20 protein-coding genes are annotated in these 24,391 nt (G+C 60.8%); 7 read left to right on the forward strand and 13 right to left on the reverse strand.

From position 1 onward, the window contains the following. On the forward strand, window positions 1–340 hold a 340-nt coding region (locus tag AC1Q80_RS27460; RefSeq protein WP_492362489.1), incomplete at its 5' end, for a c-type cytochrome. An 88-nt stretch (window positions 341–428) separates the two neighbouring features. Here the strand turns inward: AC1Q80_RS27460 and AC1Q80_RS27465 are convergent. Next, the gene (locus AC1Q80_RS27465; RefSeq protein ID WP_492362490.1) at window positions 429–917 is read right to left on the reverse strand and encodes a RidA family protein; all 489 of its coding nucleotides are present in this window, start codon (window positions 915–917) and stop codon (window positions 429–431) included. Between the two features lie 194 nt (window positions 918–1,111). Here AC1Q80_RS27465 and AC1Q80_RS27470 point away from each other — a divergent pair, with 194 nt between their 5' ends. Next, the gene (locus AC1Q80_RS27470; protein WP_492362491.1) at window positions 1,112–1,825 is read left to right on the forward strand and encodes a TetR/AcrR family transcriptional regulator; all 714 of its coding nucleotides are present in this window, start codon (window positions 1,112–1,114) and stop codon (window positions 1,823–1,825) included. A 135-nt stretch (window positions 1,826–1,960) separates the two neighbouring features. On the opposite strand, the gene AC1Q80_RS27475 is transcribed toward AC1Q80_RS27470, so the two are convergent. The 5 genes from AC1Q80_RS27475 to lsrA form a co-directional block, all read right to left on the reverse strand. Beyond that, a complete protein-coding gene (locus tag AC1Q80_RS27475) occupies window positions 1,961–3,217 on the reverse strand; it encodes a class II aldolase/adducin family protein (RefSeq protein WP_492362492.1) in 1,257 nt (418 codons plus the stop codon). 73 nt (window positions 3,218–3,290) lie between these two features. Then, window positions 3,291–4,322 (reverse strand): autoinducer 2 ABC transporter substrate-binding protein LsrB, encoded by a 1,032-nt coding sequence (gene lsrB / locus AC1Q80_RS27480; protein WP_209789833.1) that lies wholly within the window; start codon window positions 4,320–4,322, stop codon window positions 3,291–3,293. Continuing rightward, entirely contained in the window at window positions 4,319–5,335 is a 1,017-nt protein-coding gene (locus AC1Q80_RS27485) for an ABC transporter permease subunit (RefSeq protein ID WP_492362493.1), read from the reverse strand. Before AC1Q80_RS27485 ends, lsrB begins: the two co-directional genes overlap by 4 nt. Beyond that, a complete protein-coding gene (lsrC, locus tag AC1Q80_RS27490) occupies window positions 5,332–6,363 on the reverse strand; it encodes an autoinducer 2 ABC transporter permease LsrC (RefSeq protein WP_492362494.1) in 1,032 nt (343 codons plus the stop codon). Before lsrC ends, AC1Q80_RS27485 begins: the two co-directional genes overlap by 4 nt. Beyond that, complete coding sequence (gene lsrA, locus AC1Q80_RS27495) at window positions 6,356–7,858, reverse strand: autoinducer 2 ABC transporter ATP-binding protein LsrA (protein WP_209789836.1); 1,503 nt, start codon at window positions 7,856–7,858, stop codon at window positions 6,356–6,358. Before lsrA ends, lsrC begins: the two co-directional genes overlap by 8 nt. A 239-nt stretch (window positions 7,859–8,097) precedes the next feature. On the opposite strand from lsrA, the gene AC1Q80_RS27500 reads away from it, so the two are divergent. The 3 genes from AC1Q80_RS27500 to AC1Q80_RS27510 are packed head-to-tail and all read left to right on the forward strand — an operon-like array spanning window position 8,098 to window position 10,969. Continuing rightward, the gene (locus AC1Q80_RS27500) at window positions 8,098–9,045 is read left to right on the forward strand and encodes a sugar-binding transcriptional regulator (protein WP_173422082.1); all 948 of its coding nucleotides are present in this window, start codon (window positions 8,098–8,100) and stop codon (window positions 9,043–9,045) included. Between the two features lie 7 nt (window positions 9,046–9,052). Beyond that, window positions 9,053–10,615, forward strand: coding sequence for an autoinducer-2 kinase (gene lsrK / locus AC1Q80_RS27505; RefSeq protein WP_173422081.1), 1,563 nt, complete (start codon window positions 9,053–9,055; stop codon window positions 10,613–10,615). Window positions 10,616–10,669: 54 nt separating this feature from the next. Continuing rightward, a complete protein-coding gene (locus tag AC1Q80_RS27510) occupies window positions 10,670–10,969 on the forward strand; it encodes an antibiotic biosynthesis monooxygenase (RefSeq protein ID WP_173422080.1) in 300 nt (99 codons plus the stop codon). 134 nt (window positions 10,970–11,103) lie between these two features. Here the strand turns inward: AC1Q80_RS27510 and AC1Q80_RS27515 are convergent, their stop codons facing one another. The 7 genes from AC1Q80_RS27515 to AC1Q80_RS27545 form a co-directional block, all read right to left on the reverse strand. Beyond that, the gene (locus AC1Q80_RS27515; protein ID WP_427858282.1) at window positions 11,104–12,198 is read right to left on the reverse strand and encodes a vWA domain-containing protein; all 1,095 of its coding nucleotides are present in this window, start codon (window positions 12,196–12,198) and stop codon (window positions 11,104–11,106) included. 19 nt (window positions 12,199–12,217) lie between these two features. Beyond that, on the reverse strand, window positions 12,218–13,390 hold the full coding sequence (locus AC1Q80_RS27520; RefSeq protein WP_492362495.1) for a polysaccharide pyruvyl transferase family protein: 1,173 nt from the start codon (window positions 13,388–13,390) through the stop codon (window positions 12,218–12,220). A gap of 146 nt (window positions 13,391–13,536) precedes the next feature. Further along, on the reverse strand, window positions 13,537–14,715 hold the full coding sequence (locus tag AC1Q80_RS27525) for a polysaccharide pyruvyl transferase family protein (RefSeq protein ID WP_173422077.1): 1,179 nt from the start codon (window positions 14,713–14,715) through the stop codon (window positions 13,537–13,539). Between the two features lie 35 nt (window positions 14,716–14,750). Beyond that, a complete protein-coding gene (locus tag AC1Q80_RS27530) occupies window positions 14,751–17,426 on the reverse strand; it encodes a glycosyltransferase (RefSeq protein ID WP_492362496.1) in 2,676 nt (891 codons plus the stop codon). Continuing rightward, entirely contained in the window at window positions 17,416–18,897 is a 1,482-nt protein-coding gene (locus AC1Q80_RS27535; protein ID WP_492362497.1) for a DUF6212 domain-containing protein, read from the reverse strand. The genes AC1Q80_RS27530 and AC1Q80_RS27535 overlap by 11 nt, the downstream gene beginning before the upstream one ends. A 193-nt stretch (window positions 18,898–19,090) precedes the next feature. Then, a complete protein-coding gene (locus AC1Q80_RS27540; RefSeq protein WP_209789844.1) occupies window positions 19,091–20,317 on the reverse strand; it encodes a glycosyltransferase family 4 protein in 1,227 nt (408 codons plus the stop codon). Between the two features lie 48 nt (window positions 20,318–20,365). Next, window positions 20,366–20,938 (reverse strand): MarR family transcriptional regulator, encoded by a 573-nt coding sequence (locus AC1Q80_RS27545; RefSeq protein ID WP_173422073.1) that lies wholly within the window; start codon window positions 20,936–20,938, stop codon window positions 20,366–20,368. A gap of 193 nt (window positions 20,939–21,131) precedes the next feature. On the opposite strand from AC1Q80_RS27545, the gene AC1Q80_RS27550 reads away from it, so the two are divergent. Together AC1Q80_RS27550 and AC1Q80_RS27555 are read left to right on the forward strand one after the other, a co-directional pair. Continuing rightward, complete coding sequence (locus AC1Q80_RS27550; protein WP_492362498.1) at window positions 21,132–22,904, forward strand: type I secretion system permease/ATPase; 1,773 nt, start codon at window positions 21,132–21,134, stop codon at window positions 22,902–22,904. Further along, on the forward strand, window positions 22,901–24,301 hold the full coding sequence (locus AC1Q80_RS27555; RefSeq protein WP_492362499.1) for an HlyD family type I secretion periplasmic adaptor subunit: 1,401 nt from the start codon (window positions 22,901–22,903) through the stop codon (window positions 24,299–24,301). Before AC1Q80_RS27550 ends, AC1Q80_RS27555 begins: the two co-directional genes overlap by 4 nt. Window positions 24,302–24,391: the final 90 nt, after the last annotated feature.

Below are 24,391 nucleotides of genomic sequence, written 5' to 3' on the forward strand. Positions count from 1 at the left end.
CCTGTTCAAGAAAATCTGCGCGCCCTGCCACACCGTGGGCGTCACCGATCACATCGGTCCCGATCTTCTCGGCGTCACGGACAGGCGTGATCGCCTGTGGTTGTCGGAGATGATCATGCATCCGGCCAGACTGCGCGCAAAGAAAGACCCGACCCTCGCCGATCTCGAAGCGAAATACAAAGGCGTCCGCATGCCAAACCTCGGCCTGTCGGCGAGCGACGCATCGGACCTCATCTCGTATCTGGCCACCAGGACGGCGCAGATTAACGAATTGCGAGCACAACCCGAGGAGCAGCATCTCCACACCGCGCAAGGCGGGGCTCATCACGAGCACAAATAATCCGGAAGGCCGCTCTGGCTGCAGAGCGCGGGAACGCCGGACCGCCACATCACCGAGATGCGGCGAATGATGTCGCGGGGCTGCCGCGCTAATCAAGCAGGGCCACGGCCTCCACTTCGAACAGCATGCCGTCGACCGCCAGTTTGGGTACCGGGATCAATGTCTGCGCCGGCAGCGCTTCGCCAAACATTTCCTTGACGCTCTCGGTCAATACCCCAAGCTTGGACATATCATGGTCGACTACGAAAACCGTGAGCTTGGCAACCTGATCTGTCCCGGCGCCGAGCGCATCAAGGGCAGCGCGCAAATTCGCGTAGCCCTGCTTAACCTGAACAGCGAAGTCAGGCGACAAGGCTCCGGTGCTGTCTTGGCCTCCCTGCCCGGAGATATAGGCGACCCGGCCTTCGCGCGGCATGATCACCGCTGTGCTGTAGCCGCTCGGCGTCGGGTCGTAGAGTGTCTGTGGATTGACGATGGTCAGCTTGCGATCTTTCTCATTCGCTGGCGCCACCGTGGGAACTGCCATAGCCATGATGATAACCCCTCCGATAAGCACATGCTTGATTGTGCGTGACATGATTTTCTCTCGGCCTTGAGAACCGCGAGCGATGGACCCTCGTGGTCTGCAGGATTGAATTTTAGCTCGTTACAAAGATCGACTCGTACGCTGTACGATTAAATTACATCGTACAGCGTACGAGTCAATCGGTGAGTATCGACATGTGTCGCATTGTCGGCTTAGAACGACGTTCTGATCAGCGGGGAAAGCGGATGGCAGCCAAACGCAGCAGCGCGCAGAGCAACCGGTCTCAACGGAAGAATGTATCACTCCAGTCCGTGCAGGAACCACACGGTGACCCGCCTCTCTCTCTGGATCGGATCGTGGCCACCGCGGTGGAGCTGCTGGACGCCGAAGGGGTCGACGGATTGAAGATGCGTCGGCTGGCCGATCGCCTCGGCGCGGGCGCGATGAGCCTGTACTGGCATGTCGACAACAAGGAGGAGGTCTTTGATCTGGCGCTCGATGCGGTGCTTTTATATCGCGGACCTCTGCAAGCGGACGAGCCTGAAGACTGGCGCAGTGATGTTGTTCATCTGCTCCAAGATTGGCGCGCAAGCATGCTGCGCCATCCCTGGTCGGCGTCACTGTTGTCGCGCCGGGCGCTTGGGCCGAACATTCTCAATCGCCTGGAACTGCTGGGCAAAATCCTGTCGAGAGCCGGTGTAGCGGACGCAGATCTGAACGTCGCGATATGGTCGTTGTGGAATTATGTGATGGGCGCCACGATCACCCGGGCGAGCTTCGGCCTCTCGGATGATGACCAAGCTGCAGCGCAACAGCGTCTTACACGCCTCAGCGAACACTATCCGACAATCGAACGCTCCCGTCTGCTGTTGGACAGCGATTGGGACGGCACTTTCAGGAAGGGCCTCGACTTCCTGCTTGATGGGCTCTCACCAGGTCAAAACTCCGGTTCGCGGTGATGCCGCAACTGCGCAGGATCGCCGCGTGCTTCCCCGATGGAGGCGAAGCAACCGGAGCTGTTATCCGGCGCCGTCATGACACGGCGCCATCTTGTTCTCTTTCTTTGCCTGCCTCCGGGGCCCATACCCAAAAGGTCAGGACGCCTGATTGACCTTCAGCTTCGCCTGCTCGAGCACCCAGTACTCCATGTCGAACAGATCAGCTTCTCCAATCGGCGTGTAGCGGCCATAGGATTCGGCAGCATTGATCGCCCGTGTTGCCTGCTCGCACAGGTCTCCTGCGATCCGCGCGGCTTTGGCGTTTCCTCCGATTGCGAACATACCTTCGCCGCGCACGACCACGACGCGTGGATAGGCATCCAACATGGTCTTTGCATCAGGCGTTCGGCCGGCATTCCGTTGGAAATACGCGCGGTATTCGGCGCGATAGCGTTCAACTGCTGCCGCCACCTCGTCCGCATCCGCTTCTGGTTCGATTATCATCGGCCACGGCTTGATGCGGATGACGTGATCCGGCGTTACCGTACCTCTTCGAGAAACACTCTCGAGATCACGCCGCAACGCGTAGGTGCGAATGGCTGGCGTCGAGCGAAAGTCGACCGACAACGCGTGTTCGAAGGGGGAGTCGGCGCCGGCCAATGCCTTGGTCAGCCGCGCCGTCAGACCGGCGTCAGCCACTCGGTCATTTGGCTGGGGGCCCGTCAGCACAACTTCTTTTCGGGCAAGCTCCTGTTCCGCCATATCAACGAATTCGATCATCAGTTCGTAGGATGCGCGGGCCGTGCCGGCGAAGGTGAACAGGCCGTGGTTTTCGAGCCAGAGGCCTTCGCAATCAGGGTGAGCCTGAAAGATACGATCTGCTTCGATAGACAGGTCAAAGCCCGGCATCACATAGGGCACGTAGGCGACCCGGTCGCTGTAGATGCGCGCAACGGTATCGCGCATATCGGGTTGGTCCGCCAGCGCGAGGATCGCGGTTGCATGCGTGTGGTCAACGAAGTCGTGCGGGATGAAGGCATGCAAAAGCGCCTCCACCGAGGGATTGGGTGCGCCGGCATCCAACAGATTGGCGCGCAGCAAGGCGACCATGTCAGGGTCGGAAAGCCTGGGCCCGTCGCGCGCGGCCAGAAGTTCCGGCAGCCGTACCGCCGGCAGACCCGGCGCCTCGATGGTGTCGAGATCCCAGCCGCTGCCCTTGATATGCATGAGAGCGCTGCCGTCCTCGCCTCTCACCTTGACCGAGGTATTGCCTCCGCCGTGCAGCACGAGGTCTGGATCGCCACCGATGATGCGCGAGGTATAGATGCGCAGCCCCAACGCTTCGCTATGGCCGGCGGACCGGGCGGCCTCCACGTAACGGTCGGCGTCGATGTCGTTCCAGCGGCTCTTCATGATGGTTTTCCATTCTTCAGCAAAGTGAGAACGGGCGGCCACTCATAGGCCGCCCGGCATGGTGTTTTCTGGCTCAGAAGTCGAAGTTGCCGATGTTGTCCTTGGTGAAGACGGTCCGCTCGGGCAGCAGTACGATACCGTTGCCTTCGGCTTCGTAGTCGTAGCCCTGGACCTTGTTGGCCGAGACTTCGACCGTGCCGACGCCTGGGACTTCCAGCTTGTCACCGACCTTCATCGGCCCATTTTTCAAGACGTGGTCAGCGACAAAGACCGAGATCTTGCCCTGCTGGGTCACATCCCAGAGGCCGAACCGCTTGATCGTGCCCCGCTCAATGTAGGGACGCATGACGTTGGGGGTCGAGAACCCGACGATGGTGACACCGTCGGCCCGCTTCAGGTTTTCGGCGGCCTGGGCGGCGGCAGGCAATGCGTTGGCGTCGGGCGCGATGATCGCGTCGAGATCCGGGTAGGTCTGCAGGATGCTTTCGGCCGTCTGCAGCGACTTCTGCGCATCATTGTAGCCATACTGCGTGGTGACGATCTCCCAGCCGGGATGCTCCTTGGCGATCTTCGCCTTGGCAGCTTCCGCCCAGGCGTTCTGGTCGGTGACGGTCGGGCTCGAATAGAAGAAGGCAACCTTCGCCTTTTCCTTCTTCACGCCCTCGCCGGCCATGTCGACGAGCAGGCTGCCAAGCTGTTCGGGCGTGCCCTGGTTGATGTAGTAGCTGCGGCAATCCGGATTGACGTCGCTGTCCCAGGTCATCACCAGCACTCCGCGCTCCATTGCACGCTTCAGCGCCGGGCACAGCCCATCCGGCGAAACGGATGAAACGATGATGGCGTTGTAGCCCTGGTTGACGTAGTTGTTGATGAACTGCACCTGCCCGGAGACGCTCGGCTCGGTCGGACCATCGTAGGTGACCTTCGCGCCGACTTCTTCGCCGGCCTTCACGGCGCCAGCACCGCCGCTGGTAAAGAAACCGACCCCGACCAGCTTGGGGATGAAGGCGATCTGGGATTCGGCCTGAGCCGTTCCGGACGCGAGCATGGTGCCGGCAAGAAGGCTGGCCGCAAGGGCAGCGATTTTGATCATGGTGTTGGTCATTTTCTTTCTCCTCCTGAAGTAATTACCGCCCGGCCTTTCTGCTGCCTGGCAACGGCGACGAAATCGGCAAGCAAAGCGCTTCCGTGGCGCAATGCGACCGCTATAACCAGCAACCCTCCCGAAAGTGCGCTGGAAATCTGGCTTGAAACACCGCTCGCCTGCAGGCCCTGCTGCAGATAGCCGATGACGAATGTGGCGATGAGCGTTCCGAGAATGGAACCCTGGCCGCCGTAAATGGACGCGCCGCCAAGGACGGCCGCCGTGACGGCCGGAAGCAGCGTCGCGGCGCCGAGATCGACGCGCGCCGAGCCGAAATAGGCGGACATGACAAGCCCGGCTATTGCGGCGCATAGCCCGGTGACGACGTAGGTAATGGTCTGGATGGTGGCCACGGGAATGCCGGCGAAACGGGCTGCACTCTCCGATTGTCCCACAAGAAAGACGGCACGGCCGAAGCGCGTGAAATGCAGCAGCACGACCAGAACGAAGGCAAGTCCGAGAAAGACGGCAAGGGTCGCGGGCAGCCCGAACAGCTGTGCGTAGCCGAACCCGTTGAAGGCTTCGGGAAAGTTGCCGATCCCTTCGTAGCCGCCAGCCCCAACAAGGCCGGAGGCGACGGTCGCAGTCCCCTGAAACAGATAGAGACTGCCGAGGGTCACGACGAGCGGCTGGATCTTCGACAGGTGGATGACCGCAGCATTGAAGAGGCCACACAGCGCACCGGTCGCAAGCGCAAGCACGATCGATAGCGGCAGCGGTACGGCGTAGAAGGTCGCGACGCCGAAGACGATTGCCGCAAGGCCGATGGCCGATGCGAAGGACACATCGATGCCGCCGGCGATGATCACCAAGGTCAGCGGCAAGGCAACGATGCCGATCTGGACGAAATCCGAGGTCCCGTAGATCAGGTTCGCAGGATTGAGAAAACGCGGGTTGATGATGCCGAAGATTGCCAGTTCCGCCACCAGCATGGCGAGCAATGCAGTCTCCCAGCGGAAGATCAACTTTTTCATCGGCTCGCCTCCGCGATCCCAGTTGTTGAAGACGTGGCATCGTGGACTGGCGCACGATCATGGATGGCGTAGCGGCGCGCACGAATGCGCCGCTCGATCAGTTGACGGATGCGGCCGTCAAGCAGGAGCACCGAGAGCAGCAGCGCACCGGCGATGAAGTCGTTCCAGTAGGCCGGGATCTTCAGGAAGACGAGCGCGCTGTCGATCGACGTGATGAAGATCACCGCGGCGACAACGCCTGCGACCGATCCGGTGCCACCGAGAAGACTGACGCCGCCGAGAACATTGACCGCGATCGCCTTGAGTTCGATGCCGTTGCCCGCCTGGTTCGGGATGAAGCCGATCTGGGCGGCAAAGACGATGCCGGCCAGCGCCGCGCAAGATCCAGCGGCAACGAAAGCGGCAAATTGCACGCGCCGCACCGGCACGCCGAGGTGGTGCGCTGCCGCCTTGTTGTCGCCGACCGCGTAGAAGAAACGGCCGAAGCGCGTCTTGCGCAGGAACAGCCAGAGCGCAACGACGAGCAGCACGACGACTACTGTCAACGCTGAAAAGCCGAAGCCCAGATTGGTTGAAAGGGCCTTCAAGTCCTGGGGTAGGTCCTCGATCCAGCGTCCACCGGTCAATACCAGCATGATGCCGCGGTAGAGGCCAAGGGTCCCAAGCGTGGCGACGATCGATGGTATGCCGAGATAGGCGACCATCAGCCCGTTGAATGCACCTGCCAGGGCGCCGGTGAGCAGGCAAAGCGCGATCGCCAGCGGAAGGCTGAACCCCGCATTCAACAGCAGGCCAAGCACGGCGGCACTCAGGCCGAGCACCGAGCCGCTGGACACATCGATGTTGCGCGTCAGGATGACGACCATGGTGCCGAGCGAGATCAGCATCAGCACCAGACTGCTCGAAAGCACTGTCGAGAGCGTTGCACCGGAGAGGTAACCCGGCGCTGCCGCGCCGATTGCCGCGTAGGCAAGGGCCAGGATGAGGATGAGGGTAACAACGCGGTTGCGGGCAAAGAGATCAAGCATGGTGAGCCTCCGAGGCGCCGAAGGCCAGTCTGGCGATGGCATCGACGCTGATCGCCTCCGAAAGCTCGCCGCCGTGCCGGCCAAAGGCCATGACCTGCACGCGATCGGCTAATTGCTCAATCTCGTCGAAGTCCGAGGATATGAGGACGATGGCGACGCCTTCGCTGGCGAGCGTGCGGATCAGAGCGTAGATGTCACTGCGTGCGGCAACGTCGACCCCGCGCGTCGGCTCGTCGAGGATCAAAACCTTCGGCCCCGCCGACAGGCACTTTGCCATGAGGACCTTCTGCTGGTTGCCCCCGGAGAGACCGCGGGCTGCCTGCCCGGCGCCGGTACATTTTATGCCCATGCTGTCGCGGAAGCCGTCGAAGATCCGGCGCTCGGTTCCCGAGCGCAGGAAAAACGGCAGGCGATGGATCAGATAGGACGAAACATTCCAGTAGAGTGGCGCTTCGAGGAACAGGCCGTTCTGCTGGCGGTCCTCCGGCAGATAGACGAGGCCATGATCGATGCACGACCGTGGCGATCGGCCCTTCAGCGCCTTGCCTTCCAGATGGACGCTGCCGGCGCTTTGTTTGCGCAGGCCGAAAAGTGTCTCTGCAAACTCCGTACGTCCGGCACCGACGACACCGGCAAGACCGAGGATTTCCCCTGCCCGGACATGGAGGTCGATATCGCGAAACCCCTCTCCCGACAGCCCGCGCACCGTGAGCCTCGGTTGACCGATCTGCGCCACCTTGCGCCCTGCCTTGGCGGTTCCTCCGTCGGCTGCAAGCTGTACGCGGCTCATTGCCTCGACGATCTCTGCGTCCGTATACTCGTCGAGTGGCCCAGAGAGCACGATGACGCCGTCCCGCAGCACACTGATGGTGCTGCAGATCTCCCGGATTTCCCGCAGCTTGTGGGAAATGAAAAAGATGCCGACGCCTTGGCCCTGCAGTTTGCGGACGCGCTCGAAAAGTGCGCTCGTCTCAAAGGGGGTCAGAGCCGAGGTCGGTTCGTCGAGGATAAGGACGCGCGCGTCCCGCACCAGCCCGCGCAGGATTTCGACGATCTGCCGCTCGGCAATCTCCAGCGAGGCAGCCTGCGCATCGAGGTCCACGGCAACGGCAAGCTCGGCGACAAGCGTCTCGACGCGAGGCCGCAGCGAGCGTGGCGACGGCTTCAAGCCCAGGCAGATGTTTTCTAGTACCGTCTGGTTTGGCAGGATATGCGCTTCCTGCGGCACGAGATAGAGGCCGAGATCCTGGGCGAGCGCCGGCGAGGCGTGCGTCAACGTCCGGCCGTTGATTTCAATGCGGCCCGAATTGGCGGGAATCACCCCGGACATGATCTTCATCAGACTGGATTTGCCGGCGCCATTGCCTCCAAGCAGCGCGTGCACCTCTCCAGCTTCGAGCGCCAATGAGACGCCCTTCAGGACCGGCACCGCACCATAGGATTTCCAGATGTCCTCTAGAAGGGCGACCCTCCCGGCCGCTTGTTCCTTCGCCATTCCCCACCTGTTCAAATGTATTCGACTGGCATCATGTGATCATAATGGCTGTATGCCGTCAATATGCTCATCCGTACCTAACCACTCCTCGGATCGCTAATCTGGCAACGATTGTGCGAATAATTGCACGAAATCAGTTGGTTGCCAGGCAATAGATTCTTTCGGCGCTCAACACCGTTGACGTATCAAATGTTTTTGAGATACTCAAATGATCATAACAACCCAAAGGAATGGGCCGCATGGCTTCGGACAATGGCGAGTGGAGTTACGCGGATGCGGACGAGGAAACCCTCACCCGCATTGCCTGGTACTACTACAATGATGGCTTGACCCAGAACGAGATCGGCGAGCGACTGAACATGTCGCGCATCAAGGTGTCTCGCCTTCTGGAAAGCGGCCGCCGTTCCGGCATTATTCAGGTGCGCATCAATTCACGCTATCAGGGTTGCCTGACGCTGGAACGCGAGATCAAGGAGCGCTATGGGCTGCTGGAGGCCTACGTCGTGCCGCAGTTGCCCGACCAGGACCCGAGTGATCGTCTCGGCCAGGCGGCAGCCCAATTCCTCATGCAACGCCTGCAGCATGGCGACCTCCTGGCGGTGGGCTGGGGCGCTACCGTCAGCAACACCATCCAGCGGCTTGGCCATCTCGCCAACGAACGCGATATCGGTCTCGTCAGCCTGACCGGCGGCGTCGGAACCTATGTGGACGGCATGCGCACGGCCAACTGGGGTAGCAGCGTTCATCTTGTGCCCGCGCCACTTGTCGTCAGAGACCCACAGGTTGCAAGCAACCTTTCTTCGGAACCGGCCGTCGCCAACCTGCTCGATATGGCGCTCAACGCTTCCTTCCAGCTCGTTGGCATCGGTGAGCTTTCACCCGCCTCGACAGTCGTGCGCTCCGGTTATGTCACGCCGGATGAAGTCGAGCCGCTGCGTCGCAAGGGTGCGGTCGGCGACATCCTTTGCCAGTTTTACAACGAACAGGGCGAGGTGCTGGATCTGCCGCTGCACGATCGCGTGATCGGGGTGAAGCTTGCGACCCTGTCGCGGGCCGAAAAGGTGGTGGCCGCGGCAGGTGGCCTGCAAAAGGTACAAGCCATCCATTCCGCCTTGCGGGGAAAATTCGTCGGTATCCTCATCACCGATGAAACGACGGCCGCCGGACTGCTCGAGATCAAGGGCTAAGCATACGATGAACGCACGTTATCTCCTCGCAGTCGACGCGGGCACGGGCAGCGGCCGCGCTGTCGTCTTCGACCACGATGGCAATCAGATCGCCAGCGCCCAACATGAGTGGTGGCACAAGCCTGATCCGCGCTTTGCCGGCTCGATGGATTTCGATGTTGCAGGCAACTGGGCCCTTTTGGCGCGGGCGATCCGGCGCGTCATTGCCGATGCGGGGATCCGGGCAGCGGACATCGCAGCCGTCAGTGCCACCAGCATGCGCGAAGCCATTGTCGCCTATGATCGCGACGGCCATGAAATCTGGGCCTGCGCCAATGTCGACAGCCGCGCCAACAATGAGGTGCGCGACCTGAAGCGGGACTTCCCGCAGCTTGAGGCGGAACTATACGCCCAATCCGGACAGACCTTTGCGCTCGGCGCCCTACCCCGGCTGCTCTGGCTGAAACGTAACCTTCCCGATGTCTATGATCGCGTGCATCGCGTCAGCATGCTTTCGGACTGGGTGCTCGCCCGGCTTTCGGGCGTGATCGCCAGCGATCCGTCCAATGGCGGTACGACCGGCCTCTACAGCCTGATGGAGCGCAACTGGCTCCCGGATGCGATGGCCAGCGCCGGCATGCGCGACGATATCTTCCCGCCGAGTGCCGAGCCGGGGGCCGTGATCGGTCACGTGACGGCAAAGGCAGCTGATGAAACCGGCCTTGCCGCGGGTACACCGGTGGTGATGGGCGGCGGCGACTGCCAGATCGGCGCGGCGGGTCTCGGCGTCGTCAACGAAGGTGATTGCGCCGTGCTCGGCGGTACCTTCTGGCAGCAGGTGGTCAATGTGGCACCATCCGTTACGGATCCGTCGATGGACCTGCGCATCAACCCTCACGTCGTGACGGGTCTCAACCAGGCCGAGGCGATCAGCTTCTTCGTCGGCATCGTCATGCGCTGGTTTCGCGACAGCTTTGGTGCCGAGGAGATCGCCGCCGCCGGCAGCGGTGGTGACGCCTATCGTTTGCTTGAGCAGAAGGCGGCGCTGGTTCCTCCGGGAGCCTACGGCATTATCCCGGTGTTCTCGGACGTGATGCACTATGGAAAATGGTATCACGCGGCCCCGTCACTGCTGAACCTCTCCATCGACCCAGAAAAATCCGGCAAGGCAGCAATCTTTCGCGCCCTGCAGGAAAACGCAGCCATTGTCGCGGCTCGCAACCTCGCCGCCATTTTCCAGCTTTCCGGCAAGACGCCTAAGAAGATCGTCTTTGCGGCCGGCGCCTCCAAGTCCGCCCACTGGTCGCAAATCCTTTCGGACGCAACCGGACTGCCGGTTGTCACGCCTGTTGTCAAAGAGGCGACGGCTCTCGGCTGTGCGGCCGCAGCTGCAATCGGCATTGGTCTTCACCGCGACTTCGTCGAGGCCGCCGAGAGTTGGGTTCGCTGGGACCGGCATTTCGAACCCAATGTCGAGCACAAGGCGATTTACGATGACGCTGGTGAGCGTTGGGCCCGGGCCTACGCGCTTCAGCGTCAATTGGTCGATGAAGGCGTCACCACGGCCATGTGGAAGGCTCCCGGTCTCTAAACCCTTTCATCGCACGCACCAGCGTGCCGCTCTAACTTTACCAAGGAATACGACATGCTCATTCAGATGGTCAGCATCAACGTCAAGGAAGGCCATGCGGCCGAATTTCTCGAGGCCTTTCGCATCAATTACGAAGGCACTCGCAGCGAGCCGGGCAACCTGCGTTTCGACGTCCTACGCGATCCGCAGGACGAAAACACCTTTTTGATCTACGAAGTCTTTCAATCTGCAGAGGCCCTGGAAGAACATCGCAAGACCGAGCATTACAAGGAATGCGTCCGCATGATTGATCCCATTCTGGCTGGACCGCGGACCAAGGTCTACTACAACGCCGAGATGGCTGACTTTCTCTAAAGCGCCCGTGCGTTCGACGCCGCGAAGGTCGACCGGATGGCGCCCGCAACGAAGGCGGCACGGTATCCCGTCTACAGCGGCGTCGCGCCACAACCTGTGTCGCTGCGCACGATGGCTCCGGGCGATGCCTCGGCCTAGTTCGGGGCGATCGCCCTCACTCCGGCAGAGCTGAGGCCACCGCATCGCCAGACGCCATAGGCAGCGTGCGTGTCCCAGTCGTAGTAGAAGGCGGCCGTCAATTGCCCCGACAACATGAGGGTTTGAAACACGGACCGCATCGCCACGATCGCGTCGGCGCGTTTTCGGTCGTCGAGCGGGCATGAGCGGGTGGTGTTTGCCACCCCCCACTCGGTAACCCAGCAGGGCTTGCCCCGATCCCCTGTCGCACAGAAACGAAGGAGTCCGCGGATATAGCCGGCAAGCTTCGGCCCTGCCCTGCGTCCCGGATAGACGTGAATGCCATAGGCATCGACATAGCTGTCGATCCCGAGCGATTTCAGGAGTGAGATCACGTCTTCCGGGTCGAGGCGCTCCATGCCTCTTTGGTCCGCCTCGGCCGCATTCATGTCCGAGAGGCCGGCGGAGACAACCAGCGCATTCCTGCTGTGGGCCGTCGCCTTCAGCTCCTGCCTCGTAATTCTGGCAATCTCGACATAAGTCGCCAATCCACGCTCAAAAGCTTTCCGGTTGCGGATATCGGACACGCTGCGTGGTGTTGGGGGACCGGGTTCGCGAAACACGACCAGATCGCCATTATAGGCGCTGTAGTTGATCTCGTTGCCCGGCTCGACTGCGGCAAGCGTGACGCCTGCATCGTCCACGCGGCCAAGCGCCGCCTTGAGGCTTTCCCGATATCTGACCGGATCGAGGTCTGAAAGCCGGCGTATGTCCCATATGCGCCCGTAACCCGTTCGCGGGCCCACATCTTCGGCATAATAATCAGGATTCGTAAGCTGGATTTCGAGCAGGATCTTCAGCCCGAGACCGTGAGCGATCTCGACTGCTTCGATGCTCCTGTCAACCGGGGCCGACAGGGACAGCCGAACGTGCGTTGCGCCACTTGCCGCGATATCGCTCAGGATCTTCCTCTGTTCACCCGCGGGCAGCCAGGCAAGATTGACCCTGTTGATACCGAGGATGCCGGTTGCGCCTCGACCTTCTGCGTTCGCCGTGCCTGGCTCTATGGCAAAGAGCGAAAGCAGCGCGCAAAGAACGACCCTGCGCGCCACCGCATTCCATACGCCGCGCTCAGATCCCAATCTGACCGAGCACATTTCTGAAGTTGGCCTCGCAGGCCTGATAGCGGTCAATCGCCGCCTCGGAATCGATCTTCGACAGGAAGTTGGCGAGATAGGTGCGCTTGTCCGCCTCACGGTTCCAGGTCGCCGCCTCGATGTAGGGGAACCCGATGAACTCCAGCATTTCGCGCATGCGGTCGTCCACCGCGATCATCAGGGCGGGAACGCCCGCCTGCATGCCGATGATGCAGCCATGGAACCTGCGGCCGAAACACATGTCCCTGCTGGTGGTCCAGGTGCGCCACTGATTGGTGTCGAAGAACGCGATAAGCTCGTGCTCGCGCTGCCACTTTTCCTTGTGCTTGTACTGCGTCTCGCCGGTGATCCGTCCGCTGGCACGATCGTAAACCGGCGCCGCGTCGTCACCCGGCAGTTCCAGATTGTAGGCGATGACCTCATCCTGGACGACGTAGCTGGCAACGGATTTCGGACCGAGCAGGGCGTGCGCGTCGACGATCGTATCGGCAACACTGCCGAGATAACCGCCAAAGGCGATTTTCTGCGCGTCTGCGAGAGCCGGATTGGCAAGCGCCGTGAGGGACCGGGCCATCTGGTCGGGCGCGAAGTAGAGCGATGGGCAGCCCGTCGGCTTGACGAACTTCATCCCCTGCTCTTTCAGGAACTCTGCGGTAAAATAGCCCCGCGTCAGGAAGTAGCTCTCCCTGTTTTTGAGCACATCAAGGAACTTGAGCGTTCCGGCCGGGAGCAGTTCCTTGAGGCCCTCCTTGCGCTGGATGCCGATGCCCATCACCACAACCGGCATCTTCAGCTTGGCGAAAACCTCTGCCTCGAGATCGGCAGAGTACCCGGGGCGCAGCAGGTTGGCGGAAGCAAAGACGCAGAGATCGAACTCGCGGTTTGCCTGCTCGTAAACCTCGTCCGAGGATCGGTTGTTGGCCAGATGCCAGAACGGCACATAGGTAACATCGTGCCCTCGCAGGCTCTGGGCGGCCCCCTCGCCGATCAGATAATTGCCCGTGTTGGCAATCTTCCTGACCTGAGAGAGGAAGTCCTTTTTTGCCGTCAACTCGTCGAAGTACGGGCGATGATGCACCGTCAGGCCGGAAACCGAGCCGATCGTGCGCTGCAGATACGAGGGAATCCCAGTAAGTAAGATACGCATAACTGTCCTTTGAACGAGCCCTTGGGAGGATACCGGGTGCAACCGGAGCGTTTCCGGCCTGACGGAGGCCGCCAGAAACGCACTGGCTGTCTGTTTCCAAGCACGTCCTGGCGAGAAAGCCGGGACGCACCCTGACCGGAATTGCTCTATTGACCGATGCCGATTTCCCGCAACGTCGAGCGGAACGCACGTTCGCGGTCGGAGTATCTGTCGACGAGTTCCGAGGCATTGAGCTTCTTCAGATGGCCGGCGACGAACTCGCTGCGGTTTTCGGCGCCGTCGATCTCGTTGATGTCAACCGCCGGCAAACCGGTGTAGCCGAGCATTTCACGCATCCGGTCGTCCACCGCCACCATCAGGCTCGGGACACCCGCCTGCATGGCGATGATCGAACCGTGGAAGCGGCGGCCCAGGTTGAAGTCCATCGACGAAGCCCAGGCGCGCCACTGGTTGGTGTCGAAGAAGGTGCGCACCTGGAACGGCTTGCCGAGCCGGTCTGCGCCGGGATAGGCGAGGTTGCCGACCATGGTGCCGGAAGCCGTGTCGTAGACGCGACCCTCGCCATTGGGTTCGACGCTCATGTCGAAATGGAGAAACTCGTCCTGGACCACGTATTGCGGCACGCTGTCGCCGCCCGGCAGAGCCTTCGCATCCAGCACCGTATCCTGGTTGCCGCCGAGATAGCCGGAAAAAATGGTGCGCGCCTTGGCGACGTCAACCTCTGGTAGTTTCTTGAGCGATTTGCGCATGTTGTCGGGCATGAAATAGACGGACGGGCAGCCGGTCGGCCGCACGAACTTGAAGCCCTGGTCCTTGAGGAAACCTTCTGTCTCGAAGCCGCGCGTCAGGAAGAAATGTTCCCGATCCTTGAGGATGGCGAGCAACCGCTTGGTACCCTCCGGCAGATTGTTTTCCAGGTCCTTGCGGTTCTGCTGTCCGATGCCGAGCATGACGATCGGCATCTTGAGCTTTTCGAGCACATCGGCTTCCGCGTCGGCCGAGAGACCCTTGCGCAGCAGATTGGCGCAGGTGAAGACGCAGATATCGAAATTGGCGTTGAACTCGTCGAGGCCGACGCCGTTCTTGGCGCAATTGTAGAGATGCCAGAACGGCACGTGCTTGGCGTTTGGCGAAAGCGCTCGCAGCGCACCTTCGCCGATCAGGTAGTTGCCGGTGTTGCTGATATTGCGCAGCTCCTGCAGAAACTCCTCTTTCGTCTCCGGCTGTTTCTGACGCTCCGCATAGGAGACGGACAGACCGTGAGCGCCATTGACGAGGCGCGTGTAGTGGCCGGGAATACCGGTCACGAGAATCCTTGCAGGCATGCAATCGACCTTTCTGCTTAAAAGAAGGCGTGGGCTCAGCTGGCCGCCCGGATGCCGGTGTCAACCGCCGGGTCCGAGGGAAAGACGGCAGCTCTTGCCTGGGACGAGTTGTCGACCCAGGTGTCGCACCACGCGAGAAACTGTGAAAACGAGGAGGTCCACGAGCGACGGGATGCAGTCTTGATGCAGCCCTCGATCAGCGGAGCCAGTTGGACCGGGTTGCGAGCAACCTTTTCGATAACGTCGGCCATCGACCTGACGACTTCGGGGTCGGCTGATGCATGGATCAGCACACCGTCTTCGCCATCGACGATCAGTTCGTCGACGGCGCCAACGGACGTGGCGATCGGAACACATCCGAGCTGCTGCGCTTCGGCGATGACGAGCGGAGCCCCTTCCCAGCGCGAGGGCATGACGAGCACATCCGCCCAGGACATCGCCTTGATGAGTTCCTTGCTGGCAAAGGCCGGCGGACGGACGTCAACGGAAAGATCCTTCAACCGTTCAGTCCAGGAGACACTGGAATCGGCGAGAATTTCTCCGCCGATGGCGCGCGCCTCGAAAGGAACGTTCCTTGCCCTCAGCTCTGACAGCATCGCGGCTAGCCGATCGATGCCCTTCTGCCGGTCGAGCCGACCCAGGTAGAGGACGCGCAGCTGCGCGTCGCCGCGCGGCTGTCTGCGGGTTGAGAAGACTTCGGTTTGAACTTTTGGTGGTACCGAAAAGCCCGCGCTGTTTGCGACGGCGAAGACCTTTGCGTGCGGCACGCCGAAACTGTGCAGGTAAGTCTTCAGCTGCTCCGAGCAGGTCAGGAATGCGTCATAGCAATGTTCGTGCGCAATAGCGGCAAAGGGCTGGCCTGCGGGACGCTTGAACGCGGTGTTGTCGACGACGTGAAGATAACATGCGGTGCGCGTCCCCTCGGAGCGCAGCCGTGCGATGAGGGGGTGGACGGCCATGACATGGTTATTGATCACCAGATCGAAGCCCGAAAGCTGGCCCTTCAACGCTTGCCAGTCGACCCCATGCTCTTCGGCGATGAAGTCCTGGCCGAGGAAGGAGCCCGACCCACCCCATGCAGGAACGCCGAGATCCCAGAAGTGGATGTGATCAAAGCTCTGATCGAACTCGTCGATGACGTCCATCTTCGCGCTGCCGAGTACGAACAGATGCGTCTCGAAACCGGTTCGCTTCAGTTCTCGCGCAACGGCGTAAACGACCTTCTCGGCGCCGCCGAAGGAGGCGTTCGGCACCAAAAGTGCGGCGGTCCGCTTGCCGGCGCTGTGTCCGAGCGGCAGGACGGGCGAGCCACCGACTTCTCTGCGCAGTTCCCTATAGAGCTCGCCATAGGGCACCAACCGCGAAGGCCGCCACGTCCAACGCTTGCCCGACGTGTGACGCAAGGGGCTTGAAGCAATCGCGTTGATGCAATTGACCATCATCTGCTGCGGCGTGATCAGCGATCGGCGCGGCAGGCTCCTGGGGAAAGGAAAGCGAACCTTGAGCAACGTCACCGTCGGCCAGACCTGCTGGTTGCCGATCGATGCGAACCACTCCACCGCATTGTTCAGGATCACGTCTCTGACGAGAGGGGTCGGAACGAAAACGAGATCCGCCGAACCGATATTCTGAGATCCTGCAGGCAGGGCAACCACCTCGATCCCGCGCTTCGCGCCATCATTGGCGAGCTGAACGAACAATGCGTTGGTATTTTCGCTCAACCGCTCCAGGTGGGCGAGTATGTTCGGAAGCATGCGTGAGCGCAGCAGGAGGTCGAAGGCCGAACCGCTGCCTGCCACGAGAAAGGGGGGGAAATGCGCGTTGTCCGGTTCGCCGACATTCGCCCAGAACGCCGGGATGATATCATCAAGACGAAGCACGGTCGGTGACTTGGTCGGATCGGTAAACAGCGAGATCGACGCGTTCTCGGTGCGAGCGAAGAGATAGCGCGGAGCGTCCTCGTGCTCGAAATCCACAAGCATCGGCCGTCTGTAGAGAGCCTTGTGGCGTTTTCTGAGGTAGCTGACCGACGTGGCGCGTTCCCGGTTGGCTTCCTTGAACCGGCTTTCGGCGCGCAAGCGATATTCAAAGACCGTGTCGTGGCAGGGCACCCCGACGAAGCCGTTCTCAATGCAGGACAACCAGAATTCCCAATCTTCAAAGCCGTTCTGCCGGTCGTCGCTGAAGCGCACGCCTGAGCGGAAAACGTCGATGGAAATCAGCGATCCCGTGTCGCAAATATTGTCCGTGATGCAATGCGCCAGCCGCGAATATTGATTGCCATAATGCGCACGCCAGGACACGGAAAACGTATCTATGTTGGTATAGACCCAGCCACAGGCAGTATCGTTGAGCTTTTGGTAGAGTGTTTCGATCGTGCGCGGCAGAACACGATTGTCGGCGTCGAGGAAATACACCGCCCGAGCCTCGGGCAGGTGCTCGACAATGAAGTCGATGGCGCGATTGCGGGCGCCACCCGGCCCCGCATTGCGGCCGAATATCACGTGAATGAACGGGTGGGCCGCAGCGTAGAGCAACAGTTGGTCGAATGTCTCGTGGCACGGGTCGCCATCGACCGAAACCACGATCGCAAGCCGGGATGTGCTAAGGTCGGACGCCAGTGCGGATTCGATGGCTTCCATGACAAGCGCCGCATGGCCGTAGAGCGGCATCGCAATCGCGATAAGATCAGCCTCCGGGTTACCGGACATCCAGCGCCTCCGTCGATTGCTTGACCAGTCGGAAGCTCGATACCTTGAGCCAGCAAAAATCGACGCTATCACCCGCTGCCCGGCTGAGGATGATCAGATCCATCGGAACACGGATCGGCTCGTCCATCTGCATGCTGATGCTGATCGATTGCTGCGCACCGACCTCCCGCCAACCACTGAACAGGGTCGAGGGTTTTACCGTGCCCTTGCGGGCGAGTTCGGCGACCTCCGCACGCGCGTTCGAACTGGCGGGGCTCAGGAGAAAGCTGACGGCCGCCGGCGCACCTTTGGGGTGATCGATAATGGCGCTTGCCGACAACGAGACCGTGCCGGGTTCGATGGCACGATTGATCGCGCCAGCCGAAATGCCGCTTGCCAGGGGATGACAGACGATTGCGTGTTCGTGGTCGAGAAACCGGATAGTCTGGAAGTCCGGGACGATTTGAGTGACGGAAACGTCTGCAATTTGGCTGAGCTTCTCAAGCCCAAGCCTGTAATCGATAGTGAACTGCCCTTCCAGCAAGCTGGTCGGGGCAATCATGTTCGCAGTGCTGGCAGGCTTGACCCCAGGCAAACCCGTGAACACCCTGAACGCAAGCGGGCGCAGGTCGAGGTCAGGATGCGGGTGTTCCGAACGCGCCGAGTATCGTTCGCTGGCGATATGGTGCCCAAGCGAAAGACCAAGTGCGTCCGATCCGCTGGCAGATACCCGCAGACGAAGGGTCCGCGCCGCGCCGCCACAGGCACGCGGCAGCGAAAAGAAGTTCCAGCCAGTGGCCAGGCCGACATAGGGAACGTTCCACTCCGCAATGCCTTCGCCACTTTCCAGATAACTCAAGCCGACGATCAGCTCACCAGTGCCCTTCGGCAATGAATGAAAGTGCAAGGCAAAGCCGGCGACGCCGAGGCTCGATACGGGGAGAAGCTGCTCGATGAATGCGCTGCTCAACAGCTGTCCGACGCCCTCATCTTTCGGATCGGCAAAGGGATCATGCGCGAAGACTTCGGCCACCGGCTCCCAGTTCCGGGCATGGAAGGCGTCTTCCAAGAGACGATAGTTCTCAAAAAGTTCTTCACGCTCGCGCCGGAGCATTGCGAGCTCAGATGTGATCGAAGACGTGTATCGGGCCAGCCGTCCGATACCGTCTTCGGCAAGCGCGCGCAGAAGCGCAGAGCTCTCCGCCGCATTGGCGGGGTCAAGGCGCAAGACCGCCAGCTCCGGAACTGTGCGCAAGGCAGAGAGACGTGCCAGCCCCTTCTTCAGATCCGTCTCGCCCTTGTCGGAGAATGCGACCGCAGCGATCGGAAAACTATCCTTCAACATGTCGAAGGAGCCGTCGTCAGGTGCCAGGTAATCCACGAGATGGGCGACATTGCTGCTCTGCAGGATCGCCCGATCGCGATCCGATGCCAGCAGCAGCTTTTTCAAACCGAGTCGGGGCCCTAAGGCGGATTGTCTTACTTCTTGCACGCAACGCCCTCAGAAGAAACGATAACGCATATCGGTGGAGTTCCAAAATGGGCGACAGATATACTATCGAAACCATTCATCACACTGTTTACGTAGCAGTGAATTTTGCGATGCACAACGACAAAGTACATGAAGATCGCAACAATAAACTTCACATATACTTCAATATTTGAAGTATTGCTCGGCATTGCTGCTACGCCACCGGACGACCTGCCATTGCCGCCATCAGCTCTCGCTGGCGTAGTAGGCAGTCTTCCAGCCGGAAGCGCCGCTCGACGGTTCTTCGCGCGGCCGCCCGCATGCTGATGGAGGCCTCTGGATTGTTCAGCGCACCAAGCACTGCCTCGGCCAGTGCGTCGGCATCGAAGAAGGGCACAAGGATACCGTTGTGACCCGTACGGATCACTTCGCGAACCGGCGGCGTGTCGGAGCCGATGATCAAGGCGCCGCAGGCCATGGCCTCCAGCACAGACCATGAAAGCACGAAGGGATAGGTCATGTAGACATGTGCCGCCGAGACCTGGAAAAGCTGGCGAAGGATGTGATGCGGGACAACGCCCGGAAAGATGATGTTGTCCGCCGGCACGTCGAGGGTGGCGAGTAGGTGGGATTTCCATGAGCCTCCGCCAGGAGGAGGAGGTCCGTAGCTGGTGCCCTCCCCTCCGACAAAGACGAAAATCGCGTCGGGGCGTTTGCGCACAATTTGAGCGGCAGCCTGCAGCGCCTGGGGAAAGCCACGGTAGGGCTCCAGATCGCGCGCAACAAAGGTGACGACGGGCGGATCGTTGGCCTTGAGCACGCGGCCGTCCGGAAGCCTGACCGACGCGCCAGGATTGGGACGAAACAGCGCCGTATCGATACCCTCGTGGCAGACGGCAATGCGCTCACGCGTATCAGCGGGATAAAGGCTCTTTTGCCATTCGGTCGGGCTGATGCCGCCATCCATCGATTCCAGCGACAACAACTGTGCGACGTTGCGCAGCCGCAATCTCTTGCGCTCATCGAGATCAGGCTCATCGCCGGCCGCAAAGCCGATGTCTGCGCCCTGCGACCGATAGAAGAACTCGCAATATCCAAGGGCCGGAACGTGAGGGAGCGCATCCTTGACGAACATCATGCTGCCCCACCCGATGTGACCGACAACGATATCGGGCTTCATATCCTGCCGTGTCATCGCGTCGAGCGTTTCGGCGACCCGGTGTCCGATCCGGGTGTGATGATCCGGCACCGCCAGGTGTCGCGCGATTGCTGCGGAGGCCCTTGGGCCTGCCTCCGCCCGGTGGCGAATGACGCGCACGGATGGGATTTTCTGATCAACGGTTTCGGTGATCAGGCTGACGTTGTTGCCCGACCGAACCAGGTCAGCCGCCAACGCGGCGAACTGGCCAAAGCCGCGCCGATGAACAAATGCCACATGCATGCTATCTAATCCGCTACCTGAATGACGTGCTTATTGGGTTCCGGCCGCTCACATGTCGTACCGTGACGCGCTGCCCCAGACGAGTTCGAGTTGATGCAGCGTCTGGAAGGCGGTCTCCAGGTTCTGCCGATCCTGGTGACCGCGATTGAGTGCCCGCTCATAGGCCATAGCCGCGTCGCGCAAGTTCGCCCGAAGCAGGCGGCCCTTTTCCGTCAACTTGATGCGCGCCGAACGCTTGTCGCGCTGCGACGCCACCCGATCGATGTAGTCGCCATCGGCCAGTTGTTTCAGGTAGTAGGAGACATTCGAGCCGACATAGTGCCCGCGATCGAGCAACTCGGCGACCGATAGCTCGGCATCGCCAATCGCCAGCAGGACCATCGCCTGCGCCGGACCGATATCGTCGACGCGCAGCTTGGTCAGTTCGGCGCGAACCAAGCCGGAAAATCGCCTGCTCACCCTCTCCATCAGGCGCGCAAGCTCGAAATAGGTCAGCTGTCGGCAATCGCTCGCGGCGTCCGCTTGATCTTGGGCTCCTACCGCCGCCGACGCCTGGTCCTCCTGCTGGAGCAACGACACATCTTTGATCCCCGTGGACGGATAGAGTACTCTTTCATTCATCCAACTCTCCATTTCAAAATTTACTTCAAATCTTGAAGTAAACCGAACTACAACGACCCCCTCCCTGTGACCTTAAACTTGCATTACCTCTTGCTTTCGTGCCACACATGGCGAAGCAATACTATGCTTCACCTCGATTTAAAGCCACACGTCCTCCACGGATGGCTTTAACGTTAACCTCAGGCAACCGCCCATGCGTGATACTGTTCGGAACGAGACGATAAGCAACGGTCAAATTTTAGGGGTTATGCGCCAGGACGAAATTATCAATCCAAGATTGCTAATATTGCAAGCCAAGCGTGTGTTTCTTTCCGTGTCACTTTACGCCGCATTGCTGAGTGTCTGCATAAGCCTGCTTCAGCTGACGATACCGCTGTTCATGCTGCAGATTCATGACAGGGTTCTCAACAGTCAGAGCTTCGATACGCTTACGATGCTGACGCTGCTCGCGATCAGCGCATTGGTCGTCTATGGCGTCCTCGATTTGATCCGGTCCCTTGCATTCCAGGCCATGGGCAGTGCCATTGTGCGAAGGCTTAATGCCCCGGTTCTGGCATCGGCGGTCCAAGCCTCCGTGAATCAAGGGCTTTCGCGAGCGGCGCAATCCCTTCGCGACCTGTCGGAATTGCGTGGTTTCCTCACCTCGTCAGCGGTGGTCGCTCCGCTCGACGCCGCCTGGTCGCCGATCTTTCTGGGTGCGCTATTCCTGCTCCATCCACTGTTTGGGCTCGTGGGGGTTGTGTCGGTGGCGGTGCTCATTTGTTGCGGGCTGGTTAATGACATACTAACGCGCCAACTGACCAGGGAAGCCAACCAGGCGAATGTCGAAGCGGTTTCCAAGATTGCGGGCTCGCTGAGGCATGCCGAGGCGATCGAGGCGATGGGCATGCTGCCCGCACTTGCCAGGCGCTGGCGCACCCTGCAAATCCACGCGTTGGGTGCGCTCGAAGCCGGCGGAAGCAGAAGCAAGGCGATGACGTCGATGACGCGCAGCCTGCGGTACTCGATCCAGGTGATCACGCTTGCAACAGGTGCGCTGCTGGTGCTTGACCAGGCCATCACCCCCGGCGCGATGATGGCTTCGAGCATCCTCGTTGGTCGGCTGCTCATCCCCTTCGACACGATCATCGAAAACTGGCGCCAATGGGTGCTCGCCGTTGCCGGCTGGCGGCGGATCGAGGCGGCGATCGGCGAAGACATGGCGATCCGCCAGACGACGCCGACGCCACATTCGGCCGGCGAGATGATTGTGGATAAACTCGTCTATGCCGTCCCGGGCGTCGAGGTGCCGATCATCAAGGGCGTCTCCTTCTCGCTTTCCCCCGGTGAGGTGCTCGGCGTGGTCGGCCCGTCGGCGGCCGGAAAGTCGACGCTTGCCCGGCTGCTGGTCGGCATCTTGAAGCCAACGTCGGGCGGGGTCTTTCTCGATGGGCACAACACCTATCTCTGGGAGCGCGGGTCTTTCGGCGAAAAGGTCGGCTATCTCCCGCAATCGGTGTCTCTGCTGGAGGGAACGATCCGCGAAAACATCGCAAGGATGGAAGACGGCGATCCTCACAAGGTCATCGAAGCCGCGCGGCTTGCTGAAGTCCACGAGATGATCGGCCGCCTGCCCCTCGGCTACGACACACCTGTCGGCGACGGTCATCTGACACTTTCGGGCGGTCAGAGACAGCGCATTGCGCTGGCGCGCTGCCTCTACAATCGCCCGCGTCTCGTCGTTCTCGACGAGCCGAATGCCAATCTCGATTCGCTCGGTGAGCGCGCGCTCGTGCGGGCGATCCAGCGGATGCGCGACCAGGGCGCCATCGTCATCATGATCGCCCACCGGCCATCGATCATGCAGGTCGCCGACAAGCTTCTCGTCCTTGAAAATGGTCGTATCAGTCAGTTCGGGCCGCGAACCGACATTTTGACCGCTGTGCCAGGGCCTGGCGAAACCTTGCGCGAGGTTGCTTCCGCATGACCGACAAAAACACGCTTCCGCTCCGGCCTCAGCATTCCGAGCTCGATGCCCGTCCCCCGGTAAGACTAACCGCCCGGCCGGCGCCGACACCTGCCGAGGTCGATGACATCAACGCAGATCGCGCGCTTCGCCGCCTGATGGTTGCGGGGTTTGCAACGATCTTCCTATCCTTCGGCGGCTTCTTCACCTGGGCGGTATCGACAGAACTCAGCAGCGCGACAGTTGCCAACGGCAGCGTCATCGTCGATTCCAAACGCAAGACGATCAGTCATTTCGAGGGCGGCGTCATGGGTCGCCTGATGGTTCAGGAGGGCGAACAGGTAACTGTGGGGCAGCCGCTCATCCTTCTGGAAGACACCCGGGCACGCTCCAACCTGAACGCGCTCAACAGCCGTCGCATCGGCCTGATCGCAAGGCTCGCCAGGCTCAAGGCAGAACAGGACGGTGCGGCAGCGATCACCTTCCCGGAGAACTTCGGCGAGGCAGGCGGGGTCGCCGTCGATGAAGCGATCAAGGCGGAGAATGTCTTCTTCGACAAACGGCACGAGGCCAAGTCCGGACGTATCGACGTGCAGACGAAAACGATCGAGGAATATGGCGAGCAGACAAAATCGCTGTTCACGCAAGTGGAGGCGACCGATCGTCAGATCGCCCTCATCACTGAGCAGCGCACGGCGATCGCCACGCTGGTCGAGAAGGGCTTCGTGCAGCGCGCCAAGCTCATAGAGGTCGATACCCGCCTGAGCGAGCTTGCCCGAACACGCGGCGAACTGGCGGGCGACAAGGCGCGGGCGGGGAAAGCAAAGGCTGGCGCCCAGCTTGCCCTGATCGGTATCGAAAGCGAGTTTCAATCGACGATTGCCGGAGAGATCACGACGGCGCGCATCGACCTGACGGACGTCGAAGAACAGATCATTGCTGCAAAGGATGTGCTTCGGCGCATGGAGATTCGCTCGCCGCAAGCGGGCGTGGTCAGCAATATCTGGCTGCGCACCCCCGGAAGCGCCGTTACGCCCGGGCAGCCGCTCCTGGAAATCGTGCCCGAAGACGAGCCGCTGGTCGTCGAATTGCGGGTGAACCCGCGCGATATCGACAGCATATCGGTGGGCTCGCCGACGCAGATCAGGCTGACAGCCTACAATCAGCGTTCACGCCTGCCCTTCAATGGCGAGGTGACCTATGTCGCTGCGGACCAGTCGGTCGACGAAAAGTCGGGCGTCTCCTACTTCACCGCACGCGCCAAGATCGATGCGACGTCCCTTGCCGCAGATCCCGATGTCCGACTTTATCCCGGCATGCCGGCCGAGGTGCTGATCGTGCACAAGGCGCGCCGTGCCATCGACTACCTCGTGTCTCCGCTGACAGAGAGCTTCAATCGCGCCTTCAGGGAAGATTGACCAAGCCAGAATGGTCGCAAGACGCGGTAAATTACTACAATTTTTGAAGCAAGTTACCGCAAAAACACCGATATAATTCGCGCAAACTAA

The organism is Ensifer sp. GW823-FHT05D09 (genome assembly GCF_058795755.1).